Origin of the sequence: Flavobacterium hydrocarbonoxydans, assembly GCF_009789235.1 — a bacterium.
In the GTDB taxonomy this organism is placed as follows: Bacteria; Bacteroidota; Bacteroidia; order Flavobacteriales; family Flavobacteriaceae; genus Flavobacterium; species Flavobacterium hydrocarbonoxydans.
In genome coordinates this window covers 116,539-134,342 of record NZ_WSTB01000001.1, presented here as the reverse complement: position 1 = coordinate 134,342, position 17,804 = coordinate 116,539, and the positions used below count along the sequence as shown (strand labels likewise).

The following is a 17,804-nucleotide window of genomic DNA, read 5'->3' as shown; positions in this document are numbered from 1 at the left end:
TAAAGCTATGTTACGTTGGACAGTCATTTTTATTATTCTTGCCATAGTTGCCGGAATATTTGGTTTTGGTGGAATTGCCGCTGGAGCTGCTAGTATTGCAAAAGTTTTATTCTTCATATTCTTAGTATTATTTATTATCTCATTGATAAGCGGAAGAACAAAAGTGTAGCGATAAATGTAGAACTATATAAAAAAAAAGCGACTCTTGTGAAGATATACAAGAGTCGCTTTTTTTTATGTTTTTTTGTTTCAAGTTTCAGGTTTCAAGTTTCGAAGCTTCAAAATGATATCAATTTAAAACTTACAAAAGCACTTCGCACTGAAATCCGTATGAATTAAGAAGTTCAATAATTTTTTTATTTGAAATGGATGCGGCATAGATGCGTAGAATTTTATCGCAATCTTCCAAATCAAAATTGATGGCGCCGTTTGGAAAATGCTCAAGAAGCCTGGCTACAATCATTCGTGATTGTGCTGCTTCCTGAACATTTGTTTTAAAAACTTCGATCATCGTGGTTGTATTTACAGCGCGATATTTTTGTATCGTTCGATTTTATGATAATACGTATAGGAAATGGCCAGAATCACTAAAAAGATTAATGGAAAGAAAGATAGAAAAACTGCTCCGTCAACTGCAAAATGACTTATGGAGGCAAAAATAAAATCGAAACCAAAACCGGCATAAGCCCATTCTTTTACATTCTTAGGAACTTGTGGAATTACCAGTGCCAGAACGCCTAAAATTTTAAAAACGACCAGGGCATTCCCAAAGTATTCTGGATAACCTAAATGTCTGATTCCTTCTTTAGCCAGTTCGGATTGGGAGGTTAATGCAGGCATGACACCTTCGAATAGAAAAATAATAATGGTAGTAACCCAAAAAATAATTTTTGCTTTTTTCATTGATTTGTTTTTTAAATGGTTATTAGTTAATGTGTTACAAACTTACAAAATGTTATTTCTTTTCTAAATAGGTATTTACGACTATTTAAGGGGCATTTGAGACAGATTTTAGTTTTATGCTTTCTTATGAAAAGGATTGCCCTAGCCCCGATAGTAGTGGAAATCCTTTGTCTGGCTTCTTTAGCCAGACAAAGATTGCAACGGATAGCGGGAATAGCTCCTAAACAACAAAGCGCTGTAAAACCTAAGTCTTACAGCGCTTTTACAAATAAATAATAAAATAAAACGGGTATTATTTCCAACCGCCGCCTAAGGCTCTGTAGAGCTCGATATTGGCAGACAATTGCTCACGTTTGATATTGGCTAATTCTAACTCGCTTTGCAGTAAATTGGCCTGTGCAACCAAGACTTCAAGGTAATCTGCCATTCCGTTTTTGAATAAAAGATTGGCGTTTTTGATGGCTTGTTGCAGGGTTTTTACACGCTCTTGCAGAAAGAATTCCTGTTTTTCTAATTTTTCGACTCTCACCATAGCATCGGCTACTTCGCTAACGGCAACCAAAACCGATTGTCTGAAACTCAAAACCGCTTTTTCTCTTTCGGCTTTGGCAATGTTGTATTCGGTTCTGATTTTTTTGCTGTTTAATAATGGCTGCGTTAAACCTCCGGCAACGGTCCCGAATAAGGATGCCGGAATGTTGAACCAGCTGCTGGTTTCGAATGAATTGACACCACCTTGCGCCGTGATTTTTAAGGTTGGATACAAATTAGCTTTTGTGATTCCGACTTTTGCATTGGCTACTTTTAGCGCCAACTCGGCACTTTTTACATCGGGTCTTCGGCTTACTAAAGATGACGGAATTCCAACTGCCGCATTGTTCTTTACGTTGATAGCGCTCAAACGTGCAGTTCTCACTTTCGAATTAGGGAAAGAACCTGTCAGGACGCTCAAAGCATTTTCCTGAATAGCGATATTTTGCTCTAATAACGGAATCAGTTGCGCCGAATTTAATCGTTGTGCTTCTGATTGCTGGATCGCCAGTGAGGTTACTTGTCCCGCATCATATTTTAATTGAATGATTTGAGCAGTGCTGTCGTTCAGTTGTACGTTTTGCTTCGCAATTTCCAGTTGTGCGTCCAGCATCAAAAGGTTGTAATATCCTTTTGAAACATTGGCTACAATGTTAGTCTGCAACGCTTTTTTTACTTCTTCAGATTGCAAATAACTCGCAAATGCACCTTGTTTCTGACTGCGGATTTTACCCCAGATATCTGCTTCCCAGGAAAGTGATGCTCCGGCAGAATAATCGTCGAGGTGTTTCTGACCCAAAGCCTGATTCAGGTTCATTCCAGTAAAACTATTGTCGGAAGGATTGCTGGTGCTTCCGTTGACAAACAAATTTACTTCAGGAACATTGTTCCATTTGGATTGTGTGAAACGATATTGCGCAATTTCGATGTTTTTGGTCGCAATTTGCAAATCGTTATTTCGCGCCACGGCACTGTCTATTAACTGAATAATATCTTTTTCGGTAAAGAAGTTTTTCCACTCCAGATCAGCAATACTTGTCGTATCCTGAGAAACCGATGCATTCCTGAAATTTTCAGGAAATGCATCTTTTGGAGTTTCTATATCCTTCGAAACTTTACAGGATATGAAGGTGATGAAGACAAAAAGAATCATCACGATTTTGGTTATATACTTTTTCATTTTTATAATTCTTCTTTATTTTTCTGAACAGATATCATTTCTGTTGTCCAGATCTTTCGAAATTTTGTAGGATATGTAGGCGAGACCAAAAATGATTGTCACCAGAATGGTCGTTATATAATTTTCCATATTATTTTTCTTCGTTATGAATTACGGCTACCGGTTTTCCGGAAACCTTTTCTTGTAAATGTTGGAATATGATGAATAAAACCGGGATGATAAACAACCCAAGAATTACTCCAGAAACCATTCCGCCTGCTGCTCCAATACTGATCGAGTGATTTCCTTGTGCTGATGGTCCTTTGGCACTCATCATCGGAATTAATCCCACCACAAAAGCAAGAGACGTCATGATAATTGGTCGTAAACGCAATTTGGCAGCCTCGATGGAAGCTCTGACTAATGCCTGACCGGATTTTCGTTTTTGTACGGCAAACTCTACAATCAAGATGGCATTTTTAGCGAGCAGTCCGATCAGCATGACTAGTGCAACCTGTACGTAAATGTTGTTTTCGATTCCGGTTAAACCAATCGCTACAAACACTCCAAAAATACCTGCAGGGATGGATAAGATTACTGCTAAAGGCAAAATGTAACTTTCATACTGTGCAGCAAGTAAGAAATAGATAAAGATCAGACACAGTAAGAAAATTGTTGCCGATTGACCACCAGATGAAATTTCTTCACGGGTTTGTCCTGAGAATTCATAACTATAACCTGCAGGCAATTGTTGTGCAGCCACTTCCTCGATTGCTTTGATGGCATCTCCAGAACTAAATCCTGGTTTTGGAATTGCATTGATCGAAATAGAATTGAACAAATTGTATCTCGAAGCCGTTTCGGAACCATAAATACGGGATAGTTTTACCAGTGTGTTTATGGGAACCATTTCGCCTCTATTATTTTTCACAAATACTTTGTCAATTGCAGATGGATCGGCTCTGTCGGCAATATCAGCCTGAACAATTACACGGTAGTATTTTCCAAATCTATTAAAATCGGATGCCTGCGCACTACCAAAATAGGCCTGCATCGTTTGCAGAATATCTTTGACATTCACACCCAATTGATCGGCTTTTTGGTCATTGATATCCAATTGCAATTGTGGATAATCTGCTTTGAAAGAGGTAAACGCTACGGCAATTTCCGGACGTTTCATCAATTCGCCAATGAAGGTTTGAGAGATTCCACTGAATTTATCTAATTTTCCACCTGTTTTGTCCTGTAAAACCATATCCAAAGCTTCGACGTTACTAAAACCCGGAACAGTAGGGAAACTGAATACGAAGAAACTTCCGCCAGAGATTGTGCCTAATTGGCCACGAACCTGATTCATGATTTCGTCGATATTTTTAACTTCGCCACGCTCTTCATTTGGCTTAAGCAAAACAAAAACTACCGCTGATGATGGACTTGTAGAATTTGTTAGCAAGTTGAAACCAGAAATAGCGGTAACGTCTCTTGAAGCGTCTAATTTGCTTAAAATATTTTCGGCCTCAGTCATTACTTTTTGAGTTCCGTCAAGCGAAGTTCCAGATGGTGTATTTACCGCAATCGCAATAAATCCCTGATCTTCTGTAGGTATAAATCCAGCCGGAGTTGTTTTTACCATTATAATAGTAGCCACCGTAATGAGTGCTAATCCGCCTAATGAAAGCCATTTTCTTCGGATTAAAAACTGCAATCCGCTTACATAACGATTCGTTAGAGAATTGAAACTGCTATTAAATCCGTCGAAGAATTTTTCTTTAAAACCTCTTTTTACATAAGGAGTATTGCCATCATGTGCGGCGTGATTGTCTTTAAGGAACAAAGCGGCCAGGGCAGGGCTCAATGTCAAAGCATTTACTGCCGAAATTACAATTGCAATCGCCATCGTAAAGGCAAACTGTCGGTAGAAAACTCCCGTAGAACCTTCCATGAAACCAACTGGCAAGAATACCGCAGCCATTACCAGCGTAATCGAAATAATCGCACCCGTAATTTCGTGCATCGCTTCGTGGGTAGCTACTTTTGGTGATAGATGTTTGTGTTCCATCTTGGCATGAACGGCTTCGACGACGACAATCGCATCATCGACCACAATTCCAATGGCTAAGATTAAGGCAAATAATGTCAATAAGTTAATCGAGAATCCAAATAACTGCATGAAGAAGAACGTACCTAAAATCGCAACCGGAACCGCAATCGCCGGAATCAGTGTAGATCTAAAATCCTGCAAGAAGATAAATACCACGATAAATACCAATATAAAAGCCTCTATCAAAGTATGCTGAACTTGTTCTATCGATTGGTCTAATGAAACTTTGGTACTGTAAAAAATATTCTTTTTGATACCTGCTGGAAAGCTTTTCGCTTGTTTTTCCATCAGTTTATTAATCGCCACCTGAATATCATTCGAATTAGAACCGGCTAACTGAATTACTCCAATTACAATTCCTTTTTTACCATTCAGACGCGTTAAACTGTTATACGAATACGCACCTAATTCGATTCTCGCAACGTCTTTCAGACGAAGAATAGAACCATCCGCATTCGAGCGAATGGCTATGTTTTCGTATTCTTCGGGTTTGGTTAGTTTTCCTTTGTATTTGATAACATATTCAAAAACTTCTTTACTGCGTTCTCCAAATTTCCCTGGGGCAGCTTCCAAACTTTTGTCCTGAATAGCTTTCATGACTTCGTTTGGCGTCACATTATAAGTTGACATTTGTGTTGGATTCAGCCAAACACGCATCGAATAATCTTTTGTTCCACCAAAAATAGCAGCTGATCCCACTCCTGGAATACGTTTGATTTCAGGAATAATATTAATCTGTGCATAATTGGCAACAAAAGTCTGGTCGTATTTTGATTCATCATCGGTGTACATACCGATGGCCATAATAAAACTATTTTGTTGTTTTGCCGTGATTACCCCTTGCTGAACAACCTCCGCCGGCAATTGGCTGGTAGCTTGTGCTACTCTGTTCTGTACGTTTACTGCAGCCTGATCCGCATCAGTACCGAGTTTAAAGAAAACCGTAATAGCTAATGTTCCGTCATTACTCGCTGTAGAGCTCATGTAGGTCATATTCTCAACACCGTTTATCGATTCTTCCAGCGATGGTGCTACAGAACGTAAAACCGTTTCGGCATTGGCTCCCGGATATACTGCCGTAACCAAAACCGATGGTGGCGCAATATCAGGAAATTGCTGTAGTGGCAATTTGGTTAATCCCAGTACTCCCAAAATCACCAATAATATGGAGATAACGGTTGCGAGTACAGGTCTTTGTATAAAAATTTTGAACATTTGTGTAAAAATTATTTTTGATTAATGATTTGAGCCACTGCTGCTTTTGGTTTTTCAGGCTGAATCAATTGTCCTTCCTGAAGTTTGTCGATACCGCTTAAAACAATTTGATCACCCGATTTTACACCGTCACTGATTAAATAGTTGGTACCGCTTTTTCCACTGATGGTAATTGGCATTTTGGTAACTTTATTTTCTTTGTTTACGGTAAAAACAAATACTTTATCCTGCATTTCGATAGTAGCCGATTGTGGAATCAATATCGCATCATCATGCTGCACTCCTAATCTTATTTTTCCAGTATTCCCAGAACGGAGTGTTCCGTTTTTGTTTGGAAAAGTTGCTCTAACGGTAATGGCTCCGGTGTTTTTATCAAACTGTCCATCTACCATATCAATTTTCCCTAATTGAGGATACGCCGAGTTATCAGCAAGGATTAAAGTAACAGGAGGTAATTTCTTGATTTTATCACCCAATGTATTTCCAGCGTAAACTGATTTGAATTTGATAAAATCCGTTTCGCCTAATGAGAAGTAAGCGTAAACCTCATGTACATCAGACAAGTTGGTTAAAGGTTCGATATCAGCTGCAGCCACCAAACTTCCTTGTTTTTTAGGCAATCTTCCGATGTAACCACTTACCGGAGCTGTCACATTAGTATAACCTAAATTAATTCTGGCAGAACCTACCATTGCTTTTGCCTGCTCAATATTGGCAGCAGCAATTTTTTGCGAAGCTTTAGCCGTTTTCAGCTGATAGTCCGAAACTACTTTGTTTAAAACTAAAGGTGCTAATTTATCTACCTCTAGCTGCGCATTAATCGAAGCCGCTTCAGCCGCATGAAGATTAGCCAAAGCATTATTCAGTTGCTCACGATAAGGACGTTCGTTAATTTTAAAAAGTGTTTGACCTTTAGTTACATACGCCCCTTCGTCAACATATATTCTTTCCAGGTTTCCGCTAACCTGCGGGCGAATTTCTACATCTACAGCACCCTGCAAAGCCGCTGGATATTCAGCATCTGTTACAGCGTTTGAACTCGTGATAGCTAAAACGGGCAGGAGCGGAGCTGCTGCTACAGGTGCTTGTTGTTTATCGGCGCAACTGCTCAATACCAGTGCCAGGATAAAACTGGTTATAATTACATTTTTCATTTTTCTATTGGTTTTAATTTGTTGGACATTCTCTTTTTTTATTATAGTATTCACGGTATTCTTGAAATTTATATTTATCATTATTAAATTATCTAACATCGTTAAGTAAAAGGATGTAAAAATCCATATAGTTATGCTGCCCGATTCATATTCACAATCGGTATTAAATTATTTATCACTGTTAAGTAAAAGTTGAAAAAAACATAACTTTTACGTTAATTAAATTACCTAACACCGTTAAGTAACACTCTCAAAAAAATAGCGTTTTATTATTACGCTAATTAAATCATTTATCACTGTTAAGTAAAAAAGAAATTTTTTTTATTGTATCGATTTGATAATACCACCAATGGCATCTTTCAAAATTTGGGCATTAATCGTTTCCATCATTTCACTTCTGTTGATAATATTAATCGCAATTAAGCCATGAATAACCGAAAAGAAAGTAAAATATTTTTGTTTGATGACTTCTTCACTAGGCTGACTGTTTTTCATAATTTCAGCAATCACCGCAGTAAATAATTTATAAGGAGCCTCGGCAGCCGAACATTGTTGCGAACAACAATTCATCTGTACGCCAAACATTACCTGATACATTTCGGTATCGGTAAAGGCAAAATCCCAATACGCCATCCACATTGCTTCCAGTTGATCTTCTGGTTTTTCAAATTTTACTTTTGCTTCCTGAAGCTCTTTCGATAATTTTATAAAACCTTTACCGGTTAGTTCTGTCAAAATCGCTTCTTTATTCGAAAAATATTCGTAAATAATAGGAGCCGTATATTCAATCTTATCCGCAATTTTTCGCATACTCAGACCCTGCCATCCTTCTTCTTTCACGATAGCATAAGCAGCTTCAAGAATGTTATTTCTTGTCTCTTCTTTTTGTCTTAAAATACGATCTTTACTTGCCATTTTTAATGAGTATTAAATTGTTTAACACCGTTAGGCAAATGTATGACGGTTTTTCTAATTATAATATAAATTAATTATAATTTTTTCTTATTGTACCATAGCGTATTGTATAAAATCCTTTAATCCCTAGTAAATACAAGGTTTTAGAATAATTATTTTTTTTAGGAGCAGACGATTTCGTTATTTCAGAACCACTTGTCCAGCTGTCCACTATATTCCCGATTAACAAAAACTACGGCAAAAAAGCCTTGTTTTTCTAAATCGGGAGATGCCGTTTCCATCTGGGCTAGGTTAGAGAGTTTCTTTTTCATAATTTTCTACTCTACGGTTGTCATTCCGCAGATTCCGTTGATTTTCTAACTCAAAGTTTGTCATTCCGGAAATCCTGGAGATTTTTCAACTCAAAGTTTGTCATTCCGGAGGAATCCCACACAAGCTGAATCTCTACAGATAAGATTGCTACGAATGTCATTAAATTAAAAGATAAAACACAATCTTGTCATTCCGGTGGAATCCCAAAACTCAGTCAATCAAAAACTCAGAGATTCCTCCGGAATGACAAACTAAGCGCATAAAAAAAATCAATTAAATAATACTACACAATCTTTTCCTTCCGCAGATTTTCTAACTCAAAGTTTGTCATTCCGGAGGAATCTCACACACGCTAAATCTTTACGAATAAGGAGATGTATAGGCACTGACTGAAAAGAACACAAAACCTTTTAGAAACAGAAACAATTTGCCATAACACTAATTTATAATGTAACCGTTTTTTTCGTACTTTCGTCTATCAGAAAACGGAATGTAAGAGTCCATAAAAAGCAGCTTTACGTTGCTTAGACAATACTCTTAAAGTTTTTAGAAAAAGCAACCATACTGCCTGATTTTACTTAACAAATTATCCTACAAACAATGAACATACAAAATTACAATCTTTTATTGGCTGACGATGACCACGATGATTGCGATTTTTTTAGAGAAGCCTTAGACGAACTGTCTCTTCCTGTAACACTTGTAACCGTGAATGACGGCGTAGAACTTATGGATTTTCTGGAAGATAAAACGGCAGAAAACTTGCCGGATATCCTTTTCCTGGACTTAAATATGCCTAGAAAAAATGGTTTCGAATGCCTGATGGAAATAAAACGTTTAGAGAAATTAAAAAACCTTCATGTTATTATTTTTTCAACCTCTCTTGATCTCGGAATCGTAGATACCGTTTACGAAAAAGGAGCCTTATATTACATTCGAAAACCGGGTGATTTTGCTAAACTAAAAAAGGTAATCGCTACAGCAATCACAATGACAACACAACCTGATTTTAAAAAACCTGAAAGAGAAAATTTTATTCTTCAGCCATAAAATATCTGAATACGTATGACAAATAATGAATATTATTTTCTTGAAGGTGGTGGCGAAATGGGACAGCTCATCCGGGATAACGACTGGAGCAAAACTCCTTTAGGGAACCCCGATGCCTGGCCTCAAAGTCTTCGTACATTAGTGGCAGTAATGCTTAATAATCCTATCGGAATGTATATTGCCTGGGGAACCGAAATGACTCAGATTTATAATGATGCCTATCGTACGATTCTGGGAGATTTAAAACATCCTAAAGCTTTAGGCATAAGTACTCCGGAAACTTTTTCTGAAGCCTGGGACATTATCGGGCCTATGTTCGAGGATGTAATGAATGGCCAGTCGGTTAGTTATCCGGATTTTAAATTAATGCTGAATAGAAAAGGATATGAAGAAGCCTGTTATTTTGATTTTTCATACACCCCAATCAAAACTGAAGACGGAAAGGTAGGCGGCGTTCTGATTACGGTGATCGAAACGACCCAAAAAGTGCTGGCTACAGAAGCTCTGAAAGAAAGTAATTATAGATTTTTAAATCATATTATACAGGCTCCCGTGGCGATGTGTGTTCTTAGAGGTAAAAATTATACTGTAGAAATTGTCAATGATCAAATGATTGAGTTGTGGGGGAAAAAGGACGAAAATGTAGTCAACCAATCTATTTTTGATATTATCCCCGAGCCTCAGGATAAAGGCCTGGCAGCTTTATTAGCTGAAGTTTATAAAACCGGAGAAAAAATAATAGTAAATGAACTTCCTGTCCAGCTTCTGCGTAACGGAAAACTAGAAAACACCTACATCAATTATATTTACCAGCCACATAAAGAAAGTGATGGCACAATTTCGGGAATTGTGGTTATAGCGGTCGAAGTAACAGATCATGTGGTGGCACGTTATAAAATTCAGGATAGCGAACAAAAGATTCGACAACTGATTGAAAATGCTCCTTTTCCTATTGGGGTGTATGTTGGAAAAGATATTCGTATTGAACTGGCAAATCAATCAATTATTGATATTTGGGGCAAAGGAAATGATGTAATTGGAAAATCATACCGAACGATATTGCCGGAATTAGAAAACCAACTGGTTTATGATCAAATTACTTCGGTTATGGAAACTGGCGAATCTTTTCATGCCAGAAATACCCGCATTGATCTTGTAGTAGATGGAAAATTAGAGACTTTTTATTTCAGTTACAGTTTTACGCCTTTATACGATAAAAACGGAAATGTTTACGCAGTAATGAACACTGCAGCGAACGTTACGGATCTAAATTTAGCAAAGCAAAAGATAGAAGAAAACGAAAACAATTTGCGTAGTATGGTTCAAGAGTCTCCCATAGGGATTTGCGTACTGGATGCCGAAACTCTGATTGCCGAAATGGTAAATGAAAGCTTTATCGAAGTAGCCGGAAAAACCCATAATGAAATAGTAGGAAAACACTATTGGGATGCTTTTGCTGAGGTAAAACAATATTATCAAAAGGAACTTGATAAAGTTATTAAAGAAGGAATTCCATTTGATATTGATGAGGTTGAAATGGAGCTCATCAGGCATGGAAAAAAAGAAACAATATATGTTACGTTTGTATATGCTCCACTCAAAAATATCGAAGGCAAAGTAACAAAAGTCGCTATTTGGGTACTGGATAACACTCCACAAGTTGCTACCCGAAAAAAAATAGAAGAAGCAGATAAACGTTTCCGTAATACGGTAAAACAAGCTCCTGTAGGTATTACCATTTTGCGTGGTAAAGAGTATATGGTCGAAATGGCTAACGAAACCTACCTGAGATTGGTAGGCAGAGAGGAGACAGCATTAGTAGGAAAGCCTTTATTCGAATCGTTGCCGGAAGTTAAAGAAACGGTGAGTAGTCTCTTAGAAGGTGTTATGACAACCGGAATTTCTTTTCATGGAAATGAAGTTCCTGTACCGATTAAAAGAGGAGAAAAACTCGAAATTTTATACTTTGATTTTCTGTATCATCCTTTAAAAGAAGAAAACGGAGAGATTTCAGGAATCATTGTTACTGTTACAGAAGTGACAGACAAAGTTCAATCCAGAAAAATAACAGAGCAAAACGAGGAAAGACTTAATATTATCGTAGAGGCAAGTGAGTTAGGTACGTGGGAATTGAATGTAAAATCAAAAGATTTTAACTATTCTCAGCGCTATCTCGAAATCATTGTTGGAATTTCAGATTATACCGAAATTCCTCATGAAGAATTAGTAAAACATATACATCCGGAGGATTTACATATTAGGGTAGAAGCATTTGAAAAAGCTATTGCCACAGGATATATATACTATGAATCCAGAGTAATCTGGAATGACCAATCCGTACATTGGGTAGAGGCGAAAGGAAAAGTTTTTTATGATGAAAACAATCAGCCAGAAAAATTGATTGGTACTGCCAGAGATATTACAGATTTAAAAAAGCATCAACAGGAATTAGAAGAAAGTGAAAAACGTTTCCGCTCTCTAACAGAAAGTATTCCGCAATTGATATGGGAAACCGATGAAAAAGGAAATGCTTTATTTGCTTCTGGAAAATGGCTTGAATATACTGGAATTTTTCCTGGTGGAATAACAGAATGGAAAGCGATGATACATCCTGATGATTACGACGAAAACATTAGAATATGGAATCATTGCTTAGAAACAGGTGATGGTTACAGATCCGATGTCAGAATTAAAAGTAAAGAGGGAGAATACCGTTGGCATACTGTAATTGGTGAACCTGTTTTAAACGAAGAAAATAAAATTATAAAATGGGTAGGCGCTTTTACGGATATTCAGGCTGAGAAAACGTTTACACAGGAATTAGAAAATCAGGTAAATCTTCGAACAAAAGAATTGTACAAGATAAACGAATCGCTCAGAAAAAGCGAGGAGCGTTACCATTTGATGATTGAAGAAGTTCAGGATTATGCCATTTTGTATCTTAATCATGAAGGAATAGTTGAAAACTGGAACATTGGTGCCGAAAAAATAAAAGGCTACAAAGCCGAAGAAATAATAGGTAAATATTTTTCTGCTTTTTATACAGAAGAAGACCGAAAAAACAATCTCCCTCAAAAGTTATTGCAACTTGCCCGTGACAAAGGGAAAGCTTTGCAGGAAGGCTGGCGTATTCGAAAAGATGGAACTCTTTTTTGGGCAAGTGTTGTCATTACAGCAGTGCATAACAAAAAAAAGGAAGTAATTGGATTTTCGAAAGTAACACATGACCTGACCGAGAAAAAGAAAGCCGAAGACAAATTAAAGCTGAATGCACTTGAACTCGAACAAAAAAATGTAGAACTCGAACAAATGAATAAAGACTTACAATCTTTTACTTATATATCGAGTCATGATTTGCAGGAACCGCTTCGAAAAATTCAAACATTTGCGTCACAAATTATAGACAGAGAGGTGGATAATTTATCCGAAATCGGAATAGATAAATTCAAAAGAATACAAAACGCCGCACAGCGTATGCAGGCGTTGATAAATGATCTGCTGACTTATTCCAGAGCAAGTATTCAGGACAGAGTATTCGAAAAGACAGATCTTTCGCTGATTATTAAAGATGTAAAAGAAGATTTAAAAGAAGAACTCGAACATAAAAATGCAACTATAGAAGAGATTGATTCCTGTGAGGTTCAGATCATCCCGTTTCAATTCAGGCAATTAATATATAATCTGGTTAGCAATTCACTTAAATTTTCAAAGACGGATGTGCTTCCGGTTATAAAAATCAAATGCAATATCGCAAAAGGAAAAGATTTGCCAAATCCAATGCTTGCTGACGAGGTAGATTATTGTCATATCAGTATTATAGATAACGGTATTGGTTTTGACCAGGAATACAATTCAAAAATATTTGAAGTTTTTCAGCGACTTCACGGAAGAGAACGATACGCCGGAACCGGAATTGGACTGGCCATTGTGAAAAAAATTGTAGAAAACCATAACGGATTTATTACAGCAAATGGTGAAGCCAATAAAGGAGCAACTTTTAATATTTTTATTCCGATAGCCTTAAATTAAGGCTTGCTTTGCGTAAAACTTTTACCGCAAAGGTCACAAAGTTTTTACGCAAAGCTCGCCGTGTTTTTATTTTATTTCTGAAAATCTGGGATAAAGGTCACCAAGCTTTGCTAAAATTTGAATTAAAGTAATAATCCCTTTCAATAGGTTTAAATCTGTGGCCAAATTTTGCTGCCAAGAGCGCAAAGCTTTGTAAATTATACTTTATAAATTAATTTATCTTTCGATCAGCAGGACGGAAATACCAGGATACAATAGTCAGCATTAATAATAATGTTGGACCAAAATATTCTATTGCTCCATCACTAACTGCAAAATGCGAAATAATGGCTCCAGTCATTACAAAGAAAAAGCCGGCATAAGCCCATTCTTTCAATAACCCTGATTTTGGCAGTAATATGGCAACAGTGCCTAGCAATTTCCAAATACCAATAATAGTTAGAAAATAAGCAGGATAACCTAAATGCAAACTGGTTTTATCAACTTCCTCTTTCATTTTAATAAGTTGGACGATTCCTGTCGAAACCATTCCTAATGCTAGCCAAACGGTAGCAATCCAATAAATAATTTTGTTTCTTTTTGTCATAGTGTTATTATGTTAGTGAGGATATAATTTCCTGAAGTCGGTTATGTGCCCAGTTTATGCCTTGAGCAAAAGGCATTTTAAGTAATTGGTTTCTAAATTCGGTTGACTTAAATACCAATTGCATTGTTAGTTTGCTGGTCGTTTCAGTCAGTTTCTCAAATTCAAGGTATTCTAATTGAACCGGAAAGGTTGTGTTTTCCATTTCAAAAGTCCTTGTAATTTTTTGGTTTATAATAAATTCATGGATCACGCCATTTGCCCTGAATACAACATTACCTTCCTGTGAAGTTTCAAATTGATAACTTCCGTGCTTTTTGCTTTCAAGTTTCAGAACCTTCGTTCCCATCCATTGCTCAACGAGCTCGGCTTCTGAATATGCTTTGAACAACAAGTCAACAGGCAAATCAAATTCTCGTGTTATTGTCAATTCTTGTTTACCGTCTTCGGCATGTAATTTGGTTTTTTGTTCCATTTTTATTTGCTTTTATAATTTTTCATAACAGCTTCTAATTTATTAAACTTCTCGTCCCACATTTTGCGGAAAGGTTCAATGAAATCAGCTATTTCTTTCATTTTATCTGGGTTAAAATGATAATACATTTCACGGCCCTGTTGCTTTTGTCTGACCAGTTCGCATTCGGTCAGAATTTGTAAATGTTTAGAAACCGTTGGTCTTGCCGTGTCAAAGTTTGAAGCAATCGCTCCGGCTGTCATCGATTGTGTCATTAGCATCAAGAGGATAGACCTTCTTGTAGGGTCTGCAATTGCCTGAAATACGTCTCGTCTTAAATTCATTATGAAGTTATTTGACTACAAATATAAATGTAGTCACTTAACTACGCAAATAAAAAATCATTTTTTTATTCAATTGGCAATTATCGTAACATATTTATTTCAAAAAGTAAAAATTAAAGACCCAAATCTGATTTTATAATTGATTTAAAATGATATTTTTACGATTCAGTTTCCAAAACAACATCTCAAATAGCGGAAATCACTATTTTGGAAACTAATTTTTTAATCCATCACAATTCAAATCTATGTCGGTACTCATTCTGATTGCAAGTATTCTGTTATTATTGATTCTCATTTCAGGAGTGAAGCTTAATGCTTTTATTGCTTTAATTGTATCCGCATTTTTTGTGGGAATTGCAAAAAATATGCCTTTTCCGGATTTAATCAATGCGATTCAGCAAGGTGTCGGAAGTACTTTAGGCTCTTTGATTCTAATCATTGCATTTGGAGTTGTGTTAGGAAATTTACTTTCAGATAGCGGAGCTGCACAGCGAATTAGTTCGGTTTTGATTCGTTCTTTTGGTGTTAAACACATCAAATGGGCAATGGTCATTACAGGTTTTTCAGTTGGAATTTCAATGTTCTATAATGCCGGTTTTATTATTTTGATTCCGATGGTTTTTGCTGTCGCCAAAAGTACAAAACAGCCTATTATTTATCTTGGAATCGCAATGGCTTCGGCACTTTCGATAACACATGGTTTTTTACCGCCACATCCTGGACCTACTGCTATTGCGGTTATATTTAAGGCTAATATTGGAAAAACACTTCTTTATGGGTTATTAGTAGCACTGCCGTCACTTTTGGTTGCGGGAATTGTGTTTCCGGAATTCATTAAAAAAATACATGCAAATCCGCCAAAAGGATTGTTTGAAAGCAAGACCTTCACAGAGTCCGAAATGCCATCTTTTGCCATTAGTATATTAACGGCATTAGTTCCTGTAATTTTGATGGCTTCAGCAACTTTTAGCGAATTAACTTTACCGGAAGAATCTACTTTACGTCACTTTTTATTGTTTATAGGAGACCCAACAACATCGATGCTCATTGCGATTCTTTTCGCCATAGTAACATTAGGAATTTTGCGTGGCAGAAAAATGCCTGATATTATGGATAAGTCCGGAGCTGCATTGAGTTCAGCTACCATGATTATTTTGATAATTGCTGCAGGAGGTGCTTTTAAACAGGTTTTAATTGATAGCGGAATAGGAACCGATCTAACCACATTATTCGAAAAATCATCCTTATCTCCTTTGGTTTTAGGATGGTTAATTGCTACAATTATCAGAATTGCTTTAGGATCTGCTACCGTTGCAGGACTAACTGCAGCAGGTATTGTACAGCCCTTAGTAGCAGCATCTGGGGTAAGTCCTGAACTGATGGTGCTTTCTATTGGGGCAGGAAGTTTAATGTGTTCGCACGTAAACGATACCGGATTCTGGATGTTTAAAGAGTATTTCGGAATCAGTGTTTCGGATACTTTTAAGACCTGGACGGTTATGGAAACAATTATTGGAGTTATGGGATTAATTGGTGTATTGGTATTGAATATATGGATTTAACAGCAAAAAAAGAATCATTTTACATCGGGATAGACATGGGTACTACGGCTACAAAAGCGGTATGTTTTGATGCAAACGGTACCGTAATCAGACAAATTTCGCATAGTTACCCGATGTATCATCCCGAACCGAATTGGGCCATACAAAAACCGGATGAAATTTTACAAACCGTTTTGACCTGTATTAAAGAAATCACTCAGGATATTCAGCCTCAGTTTATTAGTTTCAGTTCGGCCATGCAAAGTATCATCGCAATTGATTCCACCGGAAAATTATTGACAGCGGCTATTTTATGGGCAGATAACCGGTCGGCTGCTTTTGCTGAAAAGCTTAAAAATACTGAATTAGGGAAACAATTTTATCAAAAGACAGGTATTCCGATTCACCCTTTTTCGCCCATGACCAAAATTGCCTGGCTGAAAGAATTTGAGCCCGAAATTTTTTCAAAAACCTTCAAATTTATTAGTATAAAAGAATACATCTGGCATTATCTGACCAATGAATATTGTACCGATACTTCGATGGCATCAGGAACCGGATTACTCAATATTCATACTTTAGAATGGGACAAAGAGATTTTAGACTATTTGCATATAAAACCGGAACAATTAACTTTGGTTAAAGAGGTAACGCATCAATGCAAAGGAATTTCGGATGATTTTCTGTATGTAATAGGTGGAGGAGATGGCGCATTGGCAAATCTTGGCACCGGTGCAATGAATAAAGATTGTCTTGCCTTGACCATTGGTACCAGCGGAGCCGTTCGATTGCCCATTGACAAACCCTATCTTGATGAGCAGATGCGAACGCAATGTTACCATTTGATGGGCAATCAGTACCTGACCTTAGGAGCTGTCAATAACGGAGCGATTATTTTGCAATGGCTCAAAGAAACACTTCTGAAAACCGATAAATCATACGAAACGCTTTTTGATGAAGCCGAAAAAATACCAGCCGGTTCTGATGGTTTGCTTTTTGTACCCTATTTGTTAGGCGAAAGAGCCCCAATTTGGGACGCTGCAGCACAGGGAACACTGTTAGGCATGCAAATCACCCACACGCAGGCACATTTTGTAAGAGCAACTCTTGAAGGTATTTTGTTTGGATTGTTCCAAATTACAGAAATTTTATTACCCGATCCTGATAAAAGAAAAAGGACTACTGTTATGGCCAGTGGCGGATTCGGAAAAAGCGAACTTTGGCTCCAGATGGTAGCTGATATTTTTCAGATGAAAGTCGAAACCTCACAAAGCATCGAGGGTTCTGCCTGGGGTGCGGTTCTGATTGGATTAAAATCTTTCGGGATTGATTCAGTTGCCGAACATAAAAAAGGAAAGACTTTTGTACCTAATGCAGCATACCAAAAGGTGTATCAGGATTCTTTCGATAAGTTTAAAAAAGTATATCCGGTACTCAAAGATTTATAAATCTGTTGGATGCAATTATAAAACGTATTGCATCCATTTTGATTATGGTATTTATGTGAGGACAT

Annotated in this window: 14 protein-coding genes; 5 read left to right on the top strand and 9 right to left on the bottom strand. The window is 37.1% G+C overall.

Annotated elements, in window-relative coordinates:
• Positions 1 to 7: 7 nt before the first annotated feature.
• A complete protein-coding gene (locus GON26_RS00565) occupies positions 8 to 169 on the top strand; it encodes a DUF1328 domain-containing protein (RefSeq protein ID WP_160372795.1) in 162 nt (53 codons plus the stop codon).
• 132 nt (positions 170 to 301) lie between these two features.
• On the opposite strand, the gene GON26_RS00560 is transcribed toward GON26_RS00565, so the two are convergent.
• The 6 genes from GON26_RS00560 to GON26_RS00535 all read right to left on the bottom strand — a co-directional run bounded on the left by GON26_RS00560 (position 302) and on the right by GON26_RS00535 (position 7,978).
• A complete protein-coding gene (locus GON26_RS00560) occupies positions 302 to 511 on the bottom strand; it encodes a hypothetical protein (RefSeq protein ID WP_160372794.1) in 210 nt (69 codons plus the stop codon).
• A gap of 11 nt (positions 512 to 522) precedes the next feature.
• A complete protein-coding gene (locus tag GON26_RS00555; protein WP_160372793.1) occupies positions 523 to 903 on the bottom strand; it encodes a DoxX family protein in 381 nt (126 codons plus the stop codon).
• 292 nt (positions 904 to 1,195) lie between these two features.
• The gene (locus GON26_RS00550; RefSeq protein ID WP_160372792.1) at positions 1,196 to 2,614 is read right to left on the bottom strand and encodes a TolC family protein; all 1,419 of its coding nucleotides are present in this window, start codon (positions 2,612 to 2,614) and stop codon (positions 1,196 to 1,198) included.
• A 130-nt stretch (positions 2,615 to 2,744) separates the two neighbouring features.
• Positions 2,745 to 5,909, bottom strand: a complete 3,165-nt coding sequence (locus tag GON26_RS00545) for an efflux RND transporter permease subunit (protein ID WP_160372791.1) — start codon at positions 5,907 to 5,909, stop codon at positions 2,745 to 2,747.
• A gap of 11 nt (positions 5,910 to 5,920) precedes the next feature.
• On the bottom strand, positions 5,921 to 7,063 hold the full coding sequence (locus tag GON26_RS00540; RefSeq protein WP_230407873.1) for an efflux RND transporter periplasmic adaptor subunit: 1,143 nt from the start codon (positions 7,061 to 7,063) through the stop codon (positions 5,921 to 5,923).
• Positions 7,064 to 7,384: 321 nt separating this feature from the next.
• Positions 7,385 to 7,978: a TetR/AcrR family transcriptional regulator gene (locus GON26_RS00535; protein ID WP_160372789.1), complete on the bottom strand. Its 594-nt coding sequence runs from the start codon at positions 7,976 to 7,978 to the stop codon at positions 7,385 to 7,387.
• A gap of 912 nt (positions 7,979 to 8,890) precedes the next feature.
• On the opposite strand from GON26_RS00535, the gene GON26_RS00530 reads away from it, so the two are divergent.
• Entirely contained in the window at positions 8,891 to 9,340 is a 450-nt protein-coding gene (locus GON26_RS00530; protein ID WP_160372788.1) for a response regulator, read from the top strand.
• A 15-nt stretch (positions 9,341 to 9,355) separates the two neighbouring features.
• Positions 9,356 to 13,369: a PAS domain S-box protein gene (locus GON26_RS00525; RefSeq protein ID WP_202110807.1), complete on the top strand. Its 4,014-nt coding sequence runs from the start codon at positions 9,356 to 9,358 to the stop codon at positions 13,367 to 13,369.
• 211 nt (positions 13,370 to 13,580) lie between these two features.
• On the opposite strand, the gene GON26_RS00520 is transcribed toward GON26_RS00525, so the two are convergent.
• From GON26_RS00520 to GON26_RS00510, 3 genes are read right to left on the bottom strand one after another with little or no spacing between them, the layout of a single operon-like run.
• Positions 13,581 to 13,955: a DoxX family protein gene (locus tag GON26_RS00520; RefSeq protein ID WP_160372787.1), complete on the bottom strand. Its 375-nt coding sequence runs from the start codon at positions 13,953 to 13,955 to the stop codon at positions 13,581 to 13,583.
• A gap of 7 nt (positions 13,956 to 13,962) precedes the next feature.
• Positions 13,963 to 14,427, bottom strand: coding sequence for an SRPBCC family protein (locus tag GON26_RS00515; RefSeq protein ID WP_160372786.1), 465 nt, complete (start codon positions 14,425 to 14,427; stop codon positions 13,963 to 13,965).
• 2 nt (positions 14,428 to 14,429) lie between these two features.
• Positions 14,430 to 14,750, bottom strand: a complete 321-nt coding sequence (locus GON26_RS00510; protein ID WP_160372785.1) for an ArsR/SmtB family transcription factor — start codon at positions 14,748 to 14,750, stop codon at positions 14,430 to 14,432.
• A 245-nt stretch (positions 14,751 to 14,995) separates the two neighbouring features.
• Here GON26_RS00510 and GON26_RS00505 point away from each other — a divergent pair, with 245 nt between their 5' ends.
• Together GON26_RS00505 and GON26_RS00500 are read left to right on the top strand one after the other, a co-directional pair.
• Complete coding sequence (locus tag GON26_RS00505; RefSeq protein WP_160372784.1) at positions 14,996 to 16,312, top strand: gluconate:H+ symporter; 1,317 nt, start codon at positions 14,996 to 14,998, stop codon at positions 16,310 to 16,312.
• Entirely contained in the window at positions 16,303 to 17,739 is a 1,437-nt protein-coding gene (locus GON26_RS00500) for a gluconokinase (RefSeq protein ID WP_160372783.1), read from the top strand. Before GON26_RS00505 ends, GON26_RS00500 begins: the two co-directional genes overlap by 10 nt.
• The last annotated feature ends 65 nt before the right edge of the window (positions 17,740 to 17,804 follow it).

What these genes read in the sequence shown, in the direction of transcription:
- GON26_RS00565 (WP_160372795.1), top strand. Translation starts at nt 8, where the DNA reads ATGTTACGTTGGACAGTCATTTTTATTATTCTTGCCATAGTTGCCGGA.
- GON26_RS00560 (WP_160372794.1), bottom strand. Translation starts at nt 511, where the DNA reads ATGATCGAAGTTTTTAAAACAAATGTTCAGGAAGCAGCACAATCACGA.
- GON26_RS00555 (WP_160372793.1), bottom strand. Translation starts at nt 903, where the DNA reads ATGAAAAAAGCAAAAATTATTTTTTGGGTTACTACCATTATTATTTTT.
- GON26_RS00550 (WP_160372792.1), bottom strand. Translation starts at nt 2,614, where the DNA reads ATGAAAAAGTATATAACCAAAATCGTGATGATTCTTTTTGTCTTCATC.
- GON26_RS00545 (WP_160372791.1), bottom strand. Translation starts at nt 5,909, where the DNA reads ATGTTCAAAATTTTTATACAAAGACCTGTACTCGCAACCGTTATCTCC.
- GON26_RS00540 (WP_230407873.1), bottom strand. Translation starts at nt 7,063, where the DNA reads ATGAAAAATGTAATTATAACCAGTTTTATCCTGGCACTGGTATTGAGC.
- GON26_RS00535 (WP_160372789.1), bottom strand. Translation starts at nt 7,978, where the DNA reads ATGGCAAGTAAAGATCGTATTTTAAGACAAAAAGAAGAGACAAGAAAT.
- GON26_RS00530 (WP_160372788.1), top strand. Translation starts at nt 8,891, where the DNA reads ATGAACATACAAAATTACAATCTTTTATTGGCTGACGATGACCACGAT.
- GON26_RS00525 (WP_202110807.1), top strand. Translation starts at nt 9,356, where the DNA reads ATGACAAATAATGAATATTATTTTCTTGAAGGTGGTGGCGAAATGGGA.
- GON26_RS00520 (WP_160372787.1), bottom strand. Translation starts at nt 13,955, where the DNA reads ATGACAAAAAGAAACAAAATTATTTATTGGATTGCTACCGTTTGGCTA.
- GON26_RS00515 (WP_160372786.1), bottom strand. Translation starts at nt 14,427, where the DNA reads ATGGAACAAAAAACCAAATTACATGCCGAAGACGGTAAACAAGAATTG.
- GON26_RS00510 (WP_160372785.1), bottom strand. Translation starts at nt 14,750, where the DNA reads ATGAATTTAAGACGAGACGTATTTCAGGCAATTGCAGACCCTACAAGA.
- GON26_RS00505 (WP_160372784.1), top strand. Translation starts at nt 14,996, where the DNA reads ATGTCGGTACTCATTCTGATTGCAAGTATTCTGTTATTATTGATTCTC.
- GON26_RS00500 (WP_160372783.1), top strand. Translation starts at nt 16,303, where the DNA reads ATGGATTTAACAGCAAAAAAAGAATCATTTTACATCGGGATAGACATG.